Here is a 17,475-nt window from a genome sequence, read left to right on the forward strand (position 1 = left end):
CCGATGGCTGTCGAACTCCCCGAGCCCCTCCAGTGGGTGCTGCTGCTGCTCGCGGGCTGCCGTTGGCCGGAGGCGGACGAGGACCAGCTCCGCGACATGGCCGACCACTGCCGCAAGACCGCCGAGGGCCTCAAGGACGCCACACAGGCGTCCGACGCCGCGATCAAGCGTGCGCTGGACGGCCAACAGGGTGTCGCCGCCGAGGCGTTGAACAAGTACTGGGCCAAGTTCGCCACCGGCAAGGGCACCCAGGAGGACCCCGGCTACCTGCCCGGCGCGATCAACTCGCTCAACGGCATGGGCGACATGCTGGAGCAGATGGCCAACTCCGCCGAGACCGCGAAGATCCAGATCATCGCGCAGCTCGGCATCCTCGCCTTCGAACTCGCCACCGCCGAGGCCGAGGCGCCGTTCACCGCGGGCGCCTCGCTGCTCGAGGTGCCGGTGATGATCGGGGCCAGCCGGGCGGTGGTCTCCACCCTGCTGAAGACCCTGCTCAAGGAAATGCTCCAGATGGCGGCCAAGCAGGCCGCCCAGATGGCCGCGATCAACCTGCTCGCCCAGGGCATCGAACTCGCCGAGGGCCACCGCAAGAGCATCGACATGAAGGAGCTCGGCCAGAACGCGCTCGGCGGCGCGGTCGGCGGTGCCTCCGGCCACCTGATCGGCAAGGGCATCGGCGGCGCGGGCAAGAAGCTCGGCATGGAGGGCGCGCTCAACTCCACGGCCGGCAAGATGGCCACCGGCGCGGCCGTCGGCGTCGGCGCGGACGTCTCCACCCAGCTCATCACCACCGGCAAGGTCGACGGCGAGTCGCTGCTCGGCTCCGGCCTCTCCGGCGGCGCGGGCGCGGGCCTGCACGCGGGCGCCTCCGCGATGAAGGGCCACGCGGCACCCCCGAAGCCCGCGGAGGCCCCGCACCTCGACCTGCCGAAGACCGGGACCCACGACGGTCCGCCCACCTTCAGCAAGTCCGGCGGCGCGTCCGGCGAAGGCGGTTACCACGGCCCGAGCGGGGACACCGGCGGCTCCGCCACGCGATCGGGCGGCGGCGGGAGCGGTTCCGCGACCGGCGGCGGCGCGGGGCTGGGCTCCGGTTCGGGCTCGGGTTCGCACTCGGGGACGGAGACGGCCGGTTCGGGCTCGGGTTCGGGTTCCGCTGCGGGCTTCGGCTCGGGAGCGGGCTCGCACGGCGGGACCGGTTCGGGTTCGGGCGAGTCGCAGGTGAACGGGCTGTCGCCGTTCGGCTCCTCGGGCGGTGGCAGCCACCCGGCACCGGCCACCCACGAGACGGGGACGGGCGGTTCGGGCGGTGCCACGCGCTCGGGCGGCAACGACACGCCGCCGCCGGTCGCGCACGAGTCGACGCCGCGTCAGGAGCCGGTGGCGCACGACCCGTTCTCGCCGAGTGGCGACCACGAGGGCGCTGCGCCGGGCGGGTCCCGGCACGAGTCGGCGGCGCCTCGGCAGGAGCAGCCCGCGCACGAGGGCGCAGCGCCGCGTCAGGAGCCGACGGGGGTGCGTCCGGACGCGACCCCGGCGCCGTCGCACGAGGCCACGCCGCGTCAGGACGCGCCTGCGCCGAGTCACGAGCAGTCGCCGCGGCCGGAGGCCACCACCCCGGTGGCCTCGCACGAGTCGACGCCGCGTCAGGAGCCGGTGGCCCACGAGCCGGTGGCGCAGCGTGGGGACCACGAGGGCGCTCAGCAGAGCCCGCCCCGGCAGGAGCAGCCCGCGCACGAGGGCGCTGCGCCGCGGCAGGAGCACCCGGCGCAGGAGCCCGTGGGGCAGCGCGGTGGTCCCGAGCCGACGGCCGCGCGGCCCGACAGCTCCCCGGCGCCGACCCACGAGCCGACGCCGCGTCAGGAAGCTCCCGTGTCGGGCCACGAGCGGTCGCCGCGGCCGGAGGCCACCACCCCGGTGGCTTCACACGAGCCGACGCCGCGCCAGGACGCGCCCGCGCCGAACCACGAGCAGTCGCCCCGGCCGGAGAGCGCTTCGGCTGCGCACGAGCCGACGCCGCGTCAGGATCCGGCGACGGTGCGTCCGGACACCACTCCGGCCCCCTCGCACGAGGCGACGCCGCGTCAGGAAGCTCCCGTGTCGGGCCACGAGCAGTCGCCGCGGCCGGAGGCCGCTCCGGTGGCCGCGCACGAGCCGACGCCGCGTCAGGAGCCGGTGGCGCACGACCCGGTGTCGCCGCGTGGGGATCACGAGGGAGCCCAGCCGGGCGGGGTCCGGCACGAGCAGCCCGCGCAGCACGAGAGCGGTGCGCCGCGGCAGGAGCCGCCCGCCGAGTCGGGCGGCTCGCGGCCGGCCGCGCCCGCGCACGAGCAGCCCGCGGCAGCCAACTCGGCTGCCGGGCACGGTGGTTCGCCGGCGCGTGAGAACGTGACCGAGTCGTCCGATGTGCCGCCGCAGCGCAGTGGCACGGGCCAGGTGCCCAACCTGTCCGGGGTGCTCGGCGGCGCCGGGCACCTGGCCGGGGCCGGAGGCAACACGCATCTCGACGGCGGCACCCGGATCTCGGGCGGGCAGACGGCCACCCGGCCGGCGCCCGAGGCGGTGCCGCACCAGGTGGTGCCCGACAGCGCCGCGTCCACCGTCCAGCAGCCGGCGGGCACTCCGCCGATGACGGGCGGCTTCATGCCCGGCCCGGTGGCCGGTGGCGGCGGCGGCCACAGCACGGGCGGCGGCCACAGCACGGGCGGCGGCCGCACGCCGTCCGCGCCCCGGCCGTCGACGCCGCGTCCGGCGGAGCCGACCCCGCAGCCCGGCGGCGGCACCATCCGCCCGGGGGCGGGCCGTAGCTCCGACAGCCATGTGCCGCCCCCGCCGCCGGCTCCGCCGCAGCACCGCGGGATCGACACCACGAACACCCGTGGCGCTCGTGACGAGCAGCTGCCGCCGCCTCCGCCGCCGGAGAACACCCGGATCCGGCCGGTCGACGAGCGGCCCACGCACGACGAGCTGGCGCAGTTGCACCAGCACCCGGACGGTCCGGCGCTGATCCACCCGCCCAAGGCGGACGCGGCGGCGCTCCAGCAGTACAAGAACGCCAACAAGTTCAACTTCCGGCTGACCGGCGAGCTGGAGACGGCCGCGAACTCGCTGCCGCACAGCTCGTGGGGGCGGCACGACTCGGGCAGCCGGCTGCCGGACGGCAGGCCGGACGTCAAGGTCAGCCCGTACTCCCAGTCGTTCAAGTCGCACCTCGACCCGCTGACCCTCAAGGCGCTGCACCCGGTCGCCGCCGGCGCGGTCACCCCGCACCTGCGCAACGAACTCGGCCCGGAGGCCCTGGCCTACCAGGGCAACCATGTGCTGGAGGAGGCCGGGAAGCTGGACTTCCGCACGCAGGAGCACTACCAGCAGCAGGAGGTCCGCCGGAACGTGCTGCAGCGGCTGGCCCACCAGGACGCCCAGCAGACCTGGCACCCGGTCGCCGAGCAGCACGTGACCGACCGCCTGGACGGCTCGACGTCCGCGATGGACGGCGTGCACCGCCTGCTGAACGGGCACGACGGACAGCCCGGCCACGACGGGATCGTGCTGGGCGAGTCGCACAACCAGTCGCCGAGCTGGCGCTTCCTCAACGACAACATGCACGACCTGAAGGCCGCGGGCGTCGACCGGATCTACGTCGAGTCGCTCCGCGACGACGCCTTCCAGCAGCACCTGGACGCGTTCCAGCGGCCCGGCGGCACCATGTCGCCGAACCTGGAGAAGATGCTCCACGCCTACGACCGGGCCCAGAACTCCCCGCCCGGCCACGGGCTCTACGACACGGTAGTGAAGGCGAAGGCCGAGGGCGTGACCGTCCACGCGGCGGACGGCTACCCGGCCCGGCGGCCGAACGAGGGCGGTCGGCAGGCGCTGGAGGAGCGCGCCCGGCTGCTGAACTCGTACATGAACCACGCGATTTCGGAAGGCGGTGGGTCGGGCAAGTACGTGCTGGTCACCGGCAAGGCGCACGTGCACGAGCACCCGAGCAGCACCGAGCACCGGATTCCCGGCGTGGCCGAGATGCTGGGCGCCCCGGCGGTGCGGCTCACCGACGCCGGACGTCCGAACCCGTCGGGTGCGCCGCACGACGCGTCGACGAACACCAACGCGGGGGACTTCCGCCTCGGGTACCTCGCCCCCGAGTCGACCGGGCACGACCCGGCGAACGCGGCCCCGCACCAGGGCGGCGACATCCCGCCGGCCCCGCCCGCGCCGCCCATGCAGCACCCCGGCGAGGGCAGCGGGGCGAACAGCACCCGGAGCCTCGGCGGCGACAACCCGCCGCCCCCGCCCGCACCGCCCACGCAGCACACCACCTCCAACTCCTCGTCCACCGGCCACAACCCGCCTCCGACCACCAGCCACACCGCACCGCCCACCACCAGCCACACCGCACCGCCCACCACCGGCCACAACGCGCCTGCCACCAACGGGCACAACACGCCTCCCGCCACAGGGCACGGCAGCACGTCGACGTCCGCGCACGACCAGTTCCTCGACCGGCAGAAGCAGGAGCGGGACGCCGAACTGCAGGCGCTGTCCGGCAAGTCGCCGGTGCGCGACGCGGTCGACCAACTCGGGGCCGAGCAGTGGTCGGTGGCGACGCCGCCGGCGAACACGGACCGGCTGCGCCAGGACCTGCCGACCATGTCGCCGCACGAGCGGGCCCAGGAGCTGGCCAACATGACGCCGGAGAACCGGCGTTGGCTGGCGCGGGACCCCCAGACGGTGGACGCGCTGAAGAACGGGCTGCCGCCGAAGGAGTTCGCCAGGACCGCGGCGGAGCTGATGGTCCACGTGGACCCGCGGGCGGAGCGCGCGGCCTCCGCGCGGCAGGAGGCGCAGCAGCAGATCGAGCGGATGCTCCAGGACCCGGAGACGACGGCGCGGCTGCTGAAGAACGGCGCGGACGTCGTGGTGGTGCCGAAGGACGTGCGGATGCCGGACGTCCCGGAGCTGAACAACCTGCGCGGCGTGCACAACAACTCGTCGGCGGGCGCCGGTCGCGGGTACGACGACATGCGCGGCTCGGGCGGGCGGCAATCGGCGGTCACCGAGGAGAACCTGCTCGGCGAGCACACCTCGATCGGGCACGGCGGGCACTACGACGACGGGTACTCCACCACCACCCACGAGTTCACCCACACCGTGCACCGGCATGGTCTGGACGCGAACGACCAGAAGCTGATCACCGACACCTTCAACCAGAAGGTGGGCGACCCGAAGGCGGCCTGGCCGGACGGCCCGCGGCACGACGCGAGCGGCAAGCCGGTGGACAACTACTCGTCGCGGGACGAGCAGGAGTACTTCGCGCAGGTCACCAACGCCTACCTGGGCACCAACCACGGCACCGACCCGTACACCGGCCAGCCGCGCAACAACGGCGCGGACTGGGTGCGGCAGAACGAGCCGGCCATGCTGCCGCTGCTGGAGAAGCTGTACGGCAAGGACCCGGGCGCGGTGCACGACGGGCACGCCAACCCGGTGCACGCCACCGACGCCGAGAACCACATGTACGAGGGCTTCCGGGACTTCATGGAGCGCGTCGACGGCGACGGGACGCAGCCGCCCGGCCACCAGCCGCCGACCGCTCCGCCGCCGCCCCCGCCGGCCGGCCACCAGCAGGCCAACCCCGGCCAGCACGGCTTCGGTTCGGCGCAGCACCTGCCGGCGCCGCCGCCGAAGGCACCGGGCGGCGGCAAGGCGGCCGACGACGGCTACTCGCACAAGATCGACGGCGAGAAGACCTTCGAGGCGATCAAGGACTTCCTGCCGGACTCCGCGGAGTTCGACAAGGTCAAGGACACGCTGAAGAAGTACGAGCGCTCGGAACTGGTCAAGGGCGACACCGACGCGATCATGGACGCCTACCGCCAGCAGAAGCAGCTTCACCTGGACCTGCTGCGCCGCCACGTGCCCGAGTCGCTCGACGGGGTGAACCACCGGCTGGACGAGATCGCCCGGGAGACCCCGGACCGGCAGGCCGAACTCGCCCACGAGAAGCGGAACCTGGAGACGGCGAAGGCCACGCTGGAGGACCAGCGGAACCGGATGGCCATCTACGACCACGAGTTCGCCCGGCTCAAGGGCGAACCCAAGGCCGGTACGCAGGCGTTCAAGGACCTGGAGGCCGCCCGCCGGCAGGCGGAGCCGCAGATCACCAAGGACGCGATCGCGCGGATCGAGCAGCAGCGCACCATCACCGGCGACCTGCGGAAGGAGGCCGACGCGCACCTCACCGACGCCGAGGCCGCCTACCAGGCCGAGAAGAAGAAGCGGGAGGACACCGGCGGCACGAAGGAGACCTCCGCGGAGTCGGCCGCGAAGACCACCCGGAACGTCTTCAAGAGCCGGGTCAAGGACCTCGAGCGCCGCGAGCAGGAACTCCAGGCCGACCTGACGGCGCGTCAGGACGCCCAGTCCGGGAAGTACGCGGCGACCCCGACCAAGCCGAAGAAGACCTCCGGTCACGAGGACATGGAGGGCGCGTACCGGGCCGCGTTCGGCTACTCGGACCACGGCGTGATGGCGGGCGAGCCGCACGCCGAGAAGACCGTGCGGCGGATGAAGGGCAACACGGTCAGCTTCACCGACGCGGTGGTCAACCGGAACCACGTCGTGGCCGACTACATGGTGCACAAGTACGTGACGGCGGCCGTGTTCAAGGCGCGGTCGTTCGGCGACGAGCACCGGACCGAGGCGTCGAGGACCTTCGCGGACTTCGCCGACACCATGGCACCCGACCAGCACCGGATCTTCGACTCGACCGGGAAGGCGGCCGCCAAGGCGCTCGGCAAGAACGGCCTGGAGCACGCCGCGCTGACCGTGCGCGACCTCGGCTACACCGCGAAGGACGTCGACCTGGGCAAGGCCTACGGCAACGACCGGCTGGAGTCCGCGTTCCACCCCGCGAAGACGGACGACCCGGCGAGCGCCGCCGCCGCCAAGCAGGAGGTGCAGCACCAGCTGACCCGGTCCGGCCTGGACGGCCCGGCCAAGGCGGAGTTCGACCGGTACGCGGACACCGTGGCGCGGTTCTCCGACGACCCGTCACCCCAGCACCTGGCGGAGATGAAGGGCGCCCTCGCGGACGTCCGCACCAAGGTCCGCGAGCAGGCCGTCGAGGACCTCGCCCTGGTGCACGGCGTTACCGGGCCCCGGCACCTGGACGACACCGTCGCGGCGGCCCGGCAGGCCGCCGCCGACCTGCCCGGCGGCCCGGGCGGGTCCCCGGCGCACGAGCGGCTCGCCGACCGACTCGACGACCTGGCGGGCGCCTACGACCGCCTCGGCCAGGACCGCCAGGACCTCAAGGGCCTCGCCCACGACCTGCGCAACGACCCCAACGCGGTGCGGCCCGAGCGGTTGACGGACCTTGCCGACCGGCTGCCGAACGAGCGGGACCAACTGCGCCGCGACGAGGTGCGCAACGAGCTCGACAAGGCGGGCGAGATCCTCAAGCCCGGCGGCAACCCGACCGCGAAGGCCGACGCCGCGGCCAAGTACCTGACCGACGCGGAGAAGCACATCGCGACGGTCGGCGAGCAGTACGGCGGCGCCTTCCCGCGGGCCGGCGCGGGGCAGAAGCACCCCGCGGGCCTGTTCGACCAGGCCGTGCAGGCCAAGGTCGAGGACGTGCCGAAGCTGATCGAGGAGATCACCGCCGGCCTGTCCAACAGCGCCTCCAACCTGCGCTTCGGCGACGAGCTGACCAACAAGTGGATCCAGAACTTCCTGGACCCGCACGTGGTCCGGGACCAGGACGTGCTGACCGCGGTCGCCAAGGGCCACCTGCCGCCCGAGGCGCTGTACTCGCCGCACACCCTGGACCTGCTGCGCGGACTGCGCAGCCTGGAGGACACCGGTCTGGTGCCGCGCGAGCTGCGCGACCTGATGGCGCCGAAGACCGAGGCCGACATGGTGGACCTCCACCAGCCCGGCCAGAAGCCCAGCGCCAGCGCCGTCAACATCGCCGACGAGCACGGCATGCTGACCCACGCGGGTGGTGAGACGCCGGTCTCCTCCTCCGGCGACTTCACGCGGCAGCCCGGGCAGTCGGCGAAGCCGGTGGTGGGCTCCGAGGCACTGCACGACCCGGCCCGGGACGCCCTTCCGGGCGCCGAGGGCCGCGAGATCGGCGCCACCCCGCCCCCCGCCACGCCCCGGCCGCAGACCCCGCACGGCGACCTGCCGCCGGCGTCCCAGGACACCGACGTGTCGATGGGCTCGCCGGACCACGACACGCCGACGCCCTCGCAGGGCCACGACGTGCCGATGGCGTCGCAGAGCCAGGACCAGTCGATGGCCTCGCAGCAGACGGTCCGTCCGGAGAAGCGCCGCGTGGACCCGGACGACGACACCCTGATGACGGACGCGCCGGCGCCCAAGCGCCGGGCGACCGAAGCGGTGCCCCCGCCCCCGCCCCCGCCGCCGGTCGCCCACCCCGCCGCGACCGACCACCAGGGCGCGGGCGCACACGCCTTCGGCTCGCTCCCGTCGCCCCCGCCGCCGGTCGCCGGGCACGGCACCGGTGCGCCCGAACACCGGCAGTCCCGTTCGATGGACGTCGACGAGCCCGCGCCGACCGTCCCGCACCAGCGCGACGCGGACGGCGACACCGTCATGCACGAGCCGCCCGGTTCGAACGACCGCAAGCGCGGGCGCGACGACGAGGACGACCAGCCCGCCCCCGACCGGGAGCCGAAACGCCGCCGGACGCCGTCGTACGAGAACACCGACGGCGTCATGCACGACCGCGGGTACCAGGCGGTCGACGCCCGGCACCCGCTGACGCAGGACCTGGTGGGCTACCTCGGCGGCGCGCCCAAGGTGCACCCGCCGATGAGCTCCTCGCTGCTGCAGAAGGTCAACCCGCACGCCGCGCCGGTGCACCCGGCCGACGGCTTCCGGGCCGGCAACGACCTGAACGCCTGCCTGGAGAACGTCGAGGCGTACCGGGACACCCACTTCGGCCGTCCCCGGGTCTCCGGGCAGACGCTGCACGGCACCGTGGAGCCGATCCCCGGCAACACGCTGTGGAAGCGGCACGACGGCCCCGCGCTGTTCGGCGAGGGCGACACCGCGGTCCAGAAGCTGATGGAGAAGGTGCAGGCCGGCGGGCCGGGCAGCTTCGCCACCGTGCTCGGCGCGAGCAAGGAGGGCGGCGCCGGCCACGCGGTCGCGCTGGTCCACGACCGCGACGGGCGGCTGCGCTGGGCCGATCTGACGGACCGCAAGGTCACCCCCGCCACCGGTGGGATGCCGGAGAACTTCCGCTCCGACTGGACGGTGTGGGCGTCGGTCGCCGACCCGCACGAGAACAACATCTCGGGCCCGCACGACCCGAACTTCATGGACACCTACTCCACCTTCACCCGGCCCCCGGGCGAGCACGCCCCGGAGCCGATGGACGTCGACGACTTCGGCACCGTGCCGCCGTCCGAGGCGGTCGGCAGGTTCACCGGGCACCCGGACCCGCAGGCCGCCCGGGTCGCCGAGGACCGGATGGTGGCGCTGCAGACCCACACCGAGCAGATCTACGAGCAGATCCAGACCAGCCTGGGCCGGCTCGCCCTCGGCGAGGAGGGCCTCACCGGCCGCCCGGACCGCACCGCGGAGGACCTGCAGTACAACCTGTGGTCCGGCCCGGAACGCTGGGCCGCCGACCCGAAGCTCGGCCCGCGCTACGGCTCCACGGTGGAGCAGACCGGCGAGTACCAGGCGCACCACGCGCCCGGGTTCACCATGGACCAGACGGCGTACCACTACGACGCCCTGGACCAGCTCAAGGGCGCCGGCTACCCGGACTCCCGGCCGCCGAAGGACCCCGAGTACCAGAAGCAGCTGGTCGACTGGCTGAAGCAGAACGAGGCCGACGGCATCCCGTACGACCCGCAGGCGGTGGAGCGCAAGTTCCGCGAGCTGCGCGACGGCACCACCGACCGGGACCACGAGGTGCACGACGGCGTCACGCCGTCCGGCCACCCCGAGGTACTGGTCAACCCGCACGGCACCCAGTTCCGCAACGCCTGGGACATCGCCTCGGACTCGGTCGCCGAGAACGCCGCGAAGGCGATGGCCCCCGTGCGCAGTTACGGCCTGGACGAGCCGAACGCCGCGGGCTCCGGCACCGCGCACCCCGCGCCGGACGGCACGGTGCAGGCCCGGCAGGAGATCCCGATGGTGATCCGGGCCACCGACGAGGTCGCCGGGACGCTCCGCGACAACGTCCAACTGCGCCACGAGATCGCCCGGTTGGCGGGCGACGAGCAGACCCGGCACGAGCTGACCGTGCTCGCCGCGCAGGCCGGCCACGGCGTCCAGCAGTTCCAGGACGGCGCGCACCTGCTGGAGACCGGCCGGCGCCCCGAGGAACGCGCCGACAGTGCCCGGCAGATGCTCGATGGCCGCAACCAATTCCTGGACTCCATCCGGGAGTTCGACGCCAAGCTGAAGGGCCAGGAGCTGCCGGCGGCGGACGGCGGCCACGGCAACGCCGCCGAGTGGCTGAAGAACTTCGAACAGCAGGGCGCCGAACGGGGCTTCGGCTCCAAGCCGTCCGAGACCCAGGTGCTGGACGACCACGCGGGCAGCACGCCGGAGCCCACGGCCCGGCCGGAAGGCCAGCCCGAGGGCCGGACCTCGCCCACCGACCGGCCCGACGGGCCGGAGGACGGCGGGTCCGGCCCGACGCCGCCGCGCCCCGGTGGCGGATCCCCCGTCGGCCCCGCCGGCGGCGGCACCCACCCGGGCGGCGGCGCCCCCCGCGCCCGCTCCCACTCCGCCCCGCCCGAACTCGGCACCCGCACCACGACCCCGAGCCGCGGCAGCGACACGCCGCGCCCCACCGCGGACACCCGCACCGGCCCGGGCCCCGAGACCCGCCGCGAGGGCGGCACCGAGACCCGCACCGAGACGGGCCCGGCACCGCGAGTCGAGTCACGGCCCGAGACGCGTGCGGAGACGCGCACCGAGACCCGTCCGGAGACTCGCACCGAGGCGGGCCCCGAGACCCGCTCCGAGACGGGCCCGGAGCCGCACACCGAGACCCGTCCCGAGACTCATACAGAGACCCGCTCTGAGACGCGTCCCGAGACGGGCCCTGAGCCGCGCACCGAGATGAGCCCCGAGCCTCACGTCGAGCAGGAGGGGACCGTTCCGGCGCCGACGGCTTCGCGGGAGTTCCCGCCGGCCGGGCCGTTGGTGAAGGTGGACGGGGACGGGCTCTGTCTGCTGCACTCGCTCGCCGTGAGCGCTCCCGAGCTGGTCGCGGCGCGGACGGCGGGGACCGGTGGTGCGGCCCGGCGGTTGCAGGCCGTGGTCGAGGACCACTTCCGGGAGTTGCCGCCGGAGGCCTGGCCGACCGAGGTGGTGGCCAACTACCGCGGTCACCTGCTCGGCCGCGCGAACCTGAGCAGGGACGAACTGATGGCCTACCTGCCGGCCGACGCCCGCGCGAACTTCGCGGCCGCGCCGCTCCCGGAGCTGCACGAGATCGTCGGCGAGCACCTCACCGACAACGCGCCGCCGCCGTCGGCGCGCGAGCGCGAGGCGCTGATGCAGACCGTCCAGCACTGGGAGGCCCGCTGGCTGACCACCGAAGGCGAGATGCTCCCGGCGGCCGCCGCCCACGCGCTGGGCCTCAGCCTGCGGGTGCTCGACCACGACGGCACCACGCGGGCCGTGTTCGGGCCGGCGGACGGTCGGCAGGTGACGGTGTATCACCAGGGCAACCACTACGACGGCAGCCAGCCGCCGCCGGCCCCGGCGACCACCCACACACCCGCCGTCACCCCGGAGGGCGCGAAGAACGCCGTTCCGGAGAAGGCCGGCGAGAAGCCGCCCGCGACGCCCGAAACCGGGAAGCAGCCGCCGCACACCCAGGAGCCGGAGCAGAAGCCGAACGGTCAGGAGCCGGAGCAGAAGCCGAACGGTCAGGAGCCGGAGCAGAAGCCGAACGGCCAGGAGTCCGAGCAGCAGTCGCACACCCAGCAGCCGGAACCCCAGCCGTCGCACCCCGCGCAGGACCCGTCGCAGCAGCCCCCGGTCGGGCCGAAGACGATCACGGGGAACGACCTGGTGGTCGGGCTGACCGAGCACGAGACGGCCGTCCGGGAGAAGGTCATCGACGTGCTGGCCCGGACCGTGCCGGGCGATCGCGCGGCGGCGCGGGCGTTCGCGGACGCGCATTTCGGCCCGGCGACGCTGCGGCCGATGCTCAGCGCGCTCTCCAAGGGCGAGGTGTGGACGGCGCCGTTCGAGGGCAACGGCTGGAGCGGCAGCGTGAAGCTGCGCGGCCAGGTCACCGAGTCGACGCACCTGCGCACCGAGAAGATCGAGTTCGAGAACGGCGCGGACCGGACCGTGGCGACCGGCACCCACCACGACTCGCAGTGGCAGTACAACATCGGCGTGCAGGCCCGGCATTCGGCCGGCGGTACCGAACCCTCCGAGCTCGCGGCGTACTTCCACGACCGCGGCCAGGGCGAGGTCAACCTCGACCTCGGCGGCATGGTGGCCCGGTCGAAGACCTCCGTGTCCGCCGACGTGTTCAAGTCGACGATGCGGTTGGAGCTCGACTTCGGCGACCTGCGCCACGATCACAGCGAGGTGCACACCGGATCGGGCGGGCGCACCGAGACGGTCGACCTGGGCCTGACCGTCGCCGTCCCCAAGCACCCTGACGCCACGTCAGCGGGCGACCAGCGGACGCCCCCGCAGCGGCTGCTGGACGGCCGGGTCGGCGGACAGGAGATCGTGCTGGACCTGGCGCCGCGCGGTGGCGGCAACGACCACCGGCCGGTGGAGGCGCTGCTCGACCACGTGGACGCGGCCGCCAAGCAGGAGTTCGGCAAGGACTGGCCCGCGATGCGGGAGAAGGTCCTCGCCGAGGTCGACTTCGCCCGTCTCCAGCGGGACCTGAAGTCCATGACGGCCGGTGAACCGGTCACCGTCAAGCTGACCGGTCGGCGCGGGCAGCCGCTCGGCCGGGTCGAGATCACCGCCCGGGTGGGCGAGTTGCACCAGAGCGGTACCACCAAGGAGACCGAGTTCAACATCGGCACCACGGTGCAGCAGGTGCGCAGCTCGGCGAACACCCGTGGCAACGCGGGCCAGTTCGCGCTGGGGAACGTGCTGAAGCCGGCGCCCGCACTGATGGGCGTGGGCGGTGCGGGGCGGCTCGGCGGCGACCGGGTCGAGATCTCGGGCGACAGCCGGGTCTCCCAGCTGACCAGCAAGTCGAAGGTGCCCGGCGTCCTCTACGACGGGCCCGTGCACTTCGAGTTGGCGTTCAACGGCAAGAGCGAGACGCACGCGGCGGGCTCGGCCGACGTCAAGCTGCTGGTGGACCGCGCGGACACCACCCCCGTGGCCTCGACGACCGAGCCGAAGTCCGAGTCGAGCGCGGAGCCGAAGTCCGAGCCCAAGTCCGAGTCGGTCGCGGAGCCGACGTCCGAGCCGAAGTCCGAGTCGAGCGCGGAGCCCAAGTCCGAGCCCAAGTCGGAGGCGAAGCCCGAGGAACCGGCGGTGCACGAGGTCGTCAGCCCGCCGGAGTCGGTCTGGCACGGCGGCGACGACCGGGGCGGACTGGGCGAGACGGTCGTGGTCCGGGACCTGGAGAGCACGGCCGCGCTGCGCACGGCGGTGGACGCCGAGGGCCGGGCGCGGTTCGGCGACGACTGGGACGCCGTCCGCGACCAGGTGCTGCAGGGGTTCAGCCAGCCGAACCTGGCCTCCAAGCTGACCGGGATGACCCGCGGTGAGGCGCTGGAGGTGAAGGTCCCCGGCAAGGAGAGCCTGGTGGTCCGGGCCGTGGCGAGGGTCGAGTCGATGACCTACCGCCGCGAGGACGGCAAGGCCGAGCTCAACACGCTGAACGAGACCAGCGCGTTCAGCGTGGACCGGCGGCTGCTGTCGCGCACCGGCGCCGCCAACGGCCAGCTCGGCGGCAGCGTCGTCAAGGGCACGCCCGGCGCCGACCTGGCGGCCACCGTCTCGGGTCAGCAGCGTGACCGGGTCGGCGGGCAGGGCCGGCAGGCCGACCGGGTGTACGCCAACGGCAAGTACAGTGCCCCGCAGGTCATCTACGGGGCCGACCTGGCGGTGGACGTGCACTTCGGCCGGCCGGGCGAGAAGAACGCCTCGCAGATCTCGGCGCCGGTGCGGGTCGAGGTGGGCGTGGACGCCCGGGACACCGTCAAGGTCCAGGTGCCGCGCAGCGACGACAGCACGGTCTCCTTCAAGCCGCCGACCGAGCCCGCCGAGTCCACGGCGACCGGCCGGGACGACGCCCGCCGCGACGGGGTGGAGATCGAGCGCCCCGCCGCGCCGCACACCGCGCCGCGCCGGATGCGCGAGCAGCACGAGCTGAACGCCTCCTACGTGGTGCACAGCCTGAGCGGTGCCGACAAGGTGCGGACGGCGGTGGAGGACGCGGTCCGCTCGAAGTACGGCGAGCCGTCCGAGGAGGTCAAGCAGCGGCTGGACGCGACCTTCGACCGGATCGCGCTCAAGACCAACCTGTCCCAGCTCACCCGCGGCGGAAAGCTCACCGAGACGGTCTCCGGCACCACCTGGAAGGCCGAGGTCACCGTCACGGCCCGGCTGGAGGACTCCACCTACCACTCGAAGGCGGACAAGTACGAGTTCGAGTCCGGCACCCGTACCTCCAGCGGCCAGGGCAACGTGCGCGATCGCCGCGAGCGGCTGGACGCCGGCGGGCGGTTCGCGGTGCGGACGCCGGTGCTGAACGTGGCGGGCGCCTACACCCACCGGATGGACCGCAGCTACGCCAACGGCGCGGAGACCGTCGGCTCGACCTCGAACCGCGGCAAGCACGTCGAGCCGGCCGTGTTCTTCGACGTCCACACCGCGTACGACGTGAAGGTCGAGTTCAAGCGGCTGAACGTCTCCGACGGCTCGCACACCCAGAAGGTGGACACCGTCGCCCGGGTGGCCGTCCCGATGCGGGACGCCGAGCCGGCGTCCGGTCCGGTCGAGCGGACCACCACGAAGCAGCCGAAGAGCTTCGTGGAGGGACGGCGACTGGACTCCTCGGCGATCGTCACCGACGTGCACGCGCTGCCGGGGACGCACGCCGCCGCCGGGCCCCGGCGGACGCTGGGCGAGTCGGTGCTCTCCCAGGTGGAGTCCGGCTGGAAGCCCGGCAAACTCCGCCGGAAGACCGAACAGCCGGAGGGGCAGCCGAAGTCGGAGCGCAACCCGTTCGGCAGCGACTGGTCGGGAATCCGCCGCAAGCTGGACGAGGAGCTCACCCCCGACAAGCTGCAGTCCCGGCTGAAGGGCATGACGGCCGGGGACGAGATCGTGGTGCGGCACGGGCGGACCACCGTCCGGGTCGGCGCGGTGCTGCGCGACCGGATGGAGCACCTGGGCGAGTCCGGGACCACCGAGTTCAACGCCGGCACCGACGTGCAGCGCTCCTTCGCCGGGACCCAGGGCACCGGCACCGGACACCAGGGCCTGTTCGGGCTGAGCGGTGCCGCGCCGATTCCGGGCGCGCCCGTCTCGGTGACCGCCGGTCTGACCGGCACCGGCGGCGGGGGCCACGACCACGTCGAGGTGCGCAACAGCAGCACCTCGGCCGGTACGGCCACCAAGGCCAAGCTGCCCGGCAGCGCCTACAAGGGCGAGGCGGAGCTGCAGTTCACCATCTCCCGGCGGCCGTTGATCGGCGCTCAGGTCTTCCAGCGGCGCACCGCGACGATCGGCTTCGAGACCATCGTCGAGTCGGGCGAGACCGTGCCGGTCTCCTCGAAGCCGGCCGGCGAGCAGCCCGCCGTGGAGATGCCGCCGCGGACCGTGCCGGCCCAGGCGCCGGAGTCGGTCGGCGTCCCGGTCCCGCCGGAGCGGGTGTGGCAGACCGGTCTGCGCGACACCGACGTGCTGCGCTGGCTGGGCGACGTCGGCGGCGTCCAGGACCTGGTGCGGCTGCGCGGCCCCGAGTACTTCGGCAAGAAGACGTGGGAGGAGATGGCGCCCCAGGTCGGCACCATCACCTCGCACAGCCACCTCTCCGCGCTGTTCGGCCCCGCCAGCCAGGGCGCCGAGGTGTCGGCGACCGTTCCCACCAACCGGGTGACGCTCGGCGGCGGCAAGGGGGTGGAGGTCGGTATGAAGGTCATCTCCCTCGAGCACCGGACCAACGACGACGCGGTCGAGCTGAGCCCGGCCAACACGCTCGGGGCCGGCACCGCGCACTCGGACCTGTCGTCGAAGAACGGGGGCGTCCAGGGCCAGGTCGGTGCGAGCGTCACCGGGACCGTCAGCAACAACCCCGGGATCACCGGCGGCGCCCAGCGGCTGTGGCGCGACGGCGGCAGCCACGCCGACTCCGGCCAGATCGTCTCCAACGGCAAGTTCGCCACTCCGATGGCGCGCTACCAGGGCCATGCCGAGGTCGAGGTGACGCTCTTCGACGGGAACCGGAACCCCGTCAAGGAGAAGGGCGTCATCCCGTTCACCGTCGACATCCCGCTGTCGGAGACCACCAAGTCCGAGGTGCCGGGCGACCACTACCTCGCCTTCACCGGGGAGCAGCGGTCCGGCGAACTGCGCTTCGGCGAGGACTCCGGGCTGCTCGGCGACGTCCACCAGGCCGTGCACGGCGACCGCGGGCCGGTCGACCCCGCCGGCCGGACGCCCGCCGAGCGGGAGCAGTTGACGGGCACGGCGCGCCTCGGCCGGGCCGTCTACGACCGGGAGTTCACCGCGGGCACCGACGCCGGGCGGGCCCACATCCAGGCCACCCACCGGCTGGTCGAACTCTCCGGCGGGTCCTCGGCCTCCGCCTCCTCCCTGCTGGGGGACCTGCTCGGCACTCCCGAGGGGGCCCCGCTGAAGGCGGAGGAGGCGCGCAAGGTGCTCGACTTCGTGGAGCGGAAGTCGGCCGACGGGCCGGTCACCCTCGACGACCTGGTCGCCGGGGCGCACGACGGCTGGCCCGCGCACGAGCCGTACGACGTCCACCGCGAGGCGTGGACCGACCACGGCCCTGCCAGCGAACTGGTCACCGCCGCGATGGCGGCGGCCGCGGACGCCGCCCGGCCGCTGGTCCAGGGCGGGCTGCCGCCGCTCGGCCGGCTCTACCTCACCGTCGCCGGCGAGGGCGCCGGGCTGCCGCTGCGTCAGGAGTTCGAGCTGAACGGCGACCCGGCGGAGCAGATCCGGACCATCGAGGAGGCCACCTACCTGAAGCCGGGCACCCGGCCCGGCGAGGTCACCGTCCGACTGGCCGGGGCGTCCGAGGCGGGCCACGACTGGGACTTCCGGGTCACCGCCCGCCCCGAGGGCAGCCGCGAACTGACGGTCCGGCACCGGAAGCCCGCGGACGACGCGCAGCCGGACGACCCGACCCGGACCGCCGCCGCGGCGAGCGTCACGGCGGCGAGCAGCTTCGTCGCGGGGCGGACCGGGGCACCGGAGGGGGCCGTCTGAGGGCCGCCCTTC

At 73.8% G+C, this 17,475-nt stretch carries 1 protein-coding gene; it reads left to right on the plus strand.

Annotated elements, in window-relative coordinates; genetic code table 11:
- The first annotated feature begins 3 nt into the window (after nucleotides 1–3).
- Entirely contained in the window at nucleotides 4–17,463 is a 17,460-nt protein-coding gene (locus AB0K51_RS07280; RefSeq protein ID WP_363451500.1) for a toxin glutamine deamidase domain-containing protein, read from the plus strand.
- The last annotated feature ends 12 nt before the right edge of the window (nucleotides 17,464–17,475 follow it).

Source organism: Kitasatospora sp. NPDC049285 (genome assembly GCF_040678815.1).
GTDB lineage: Bacteria > Actinomycetota > Actinomycetes > Streptomycetales > Streptomycetaceae > Kitasatospora.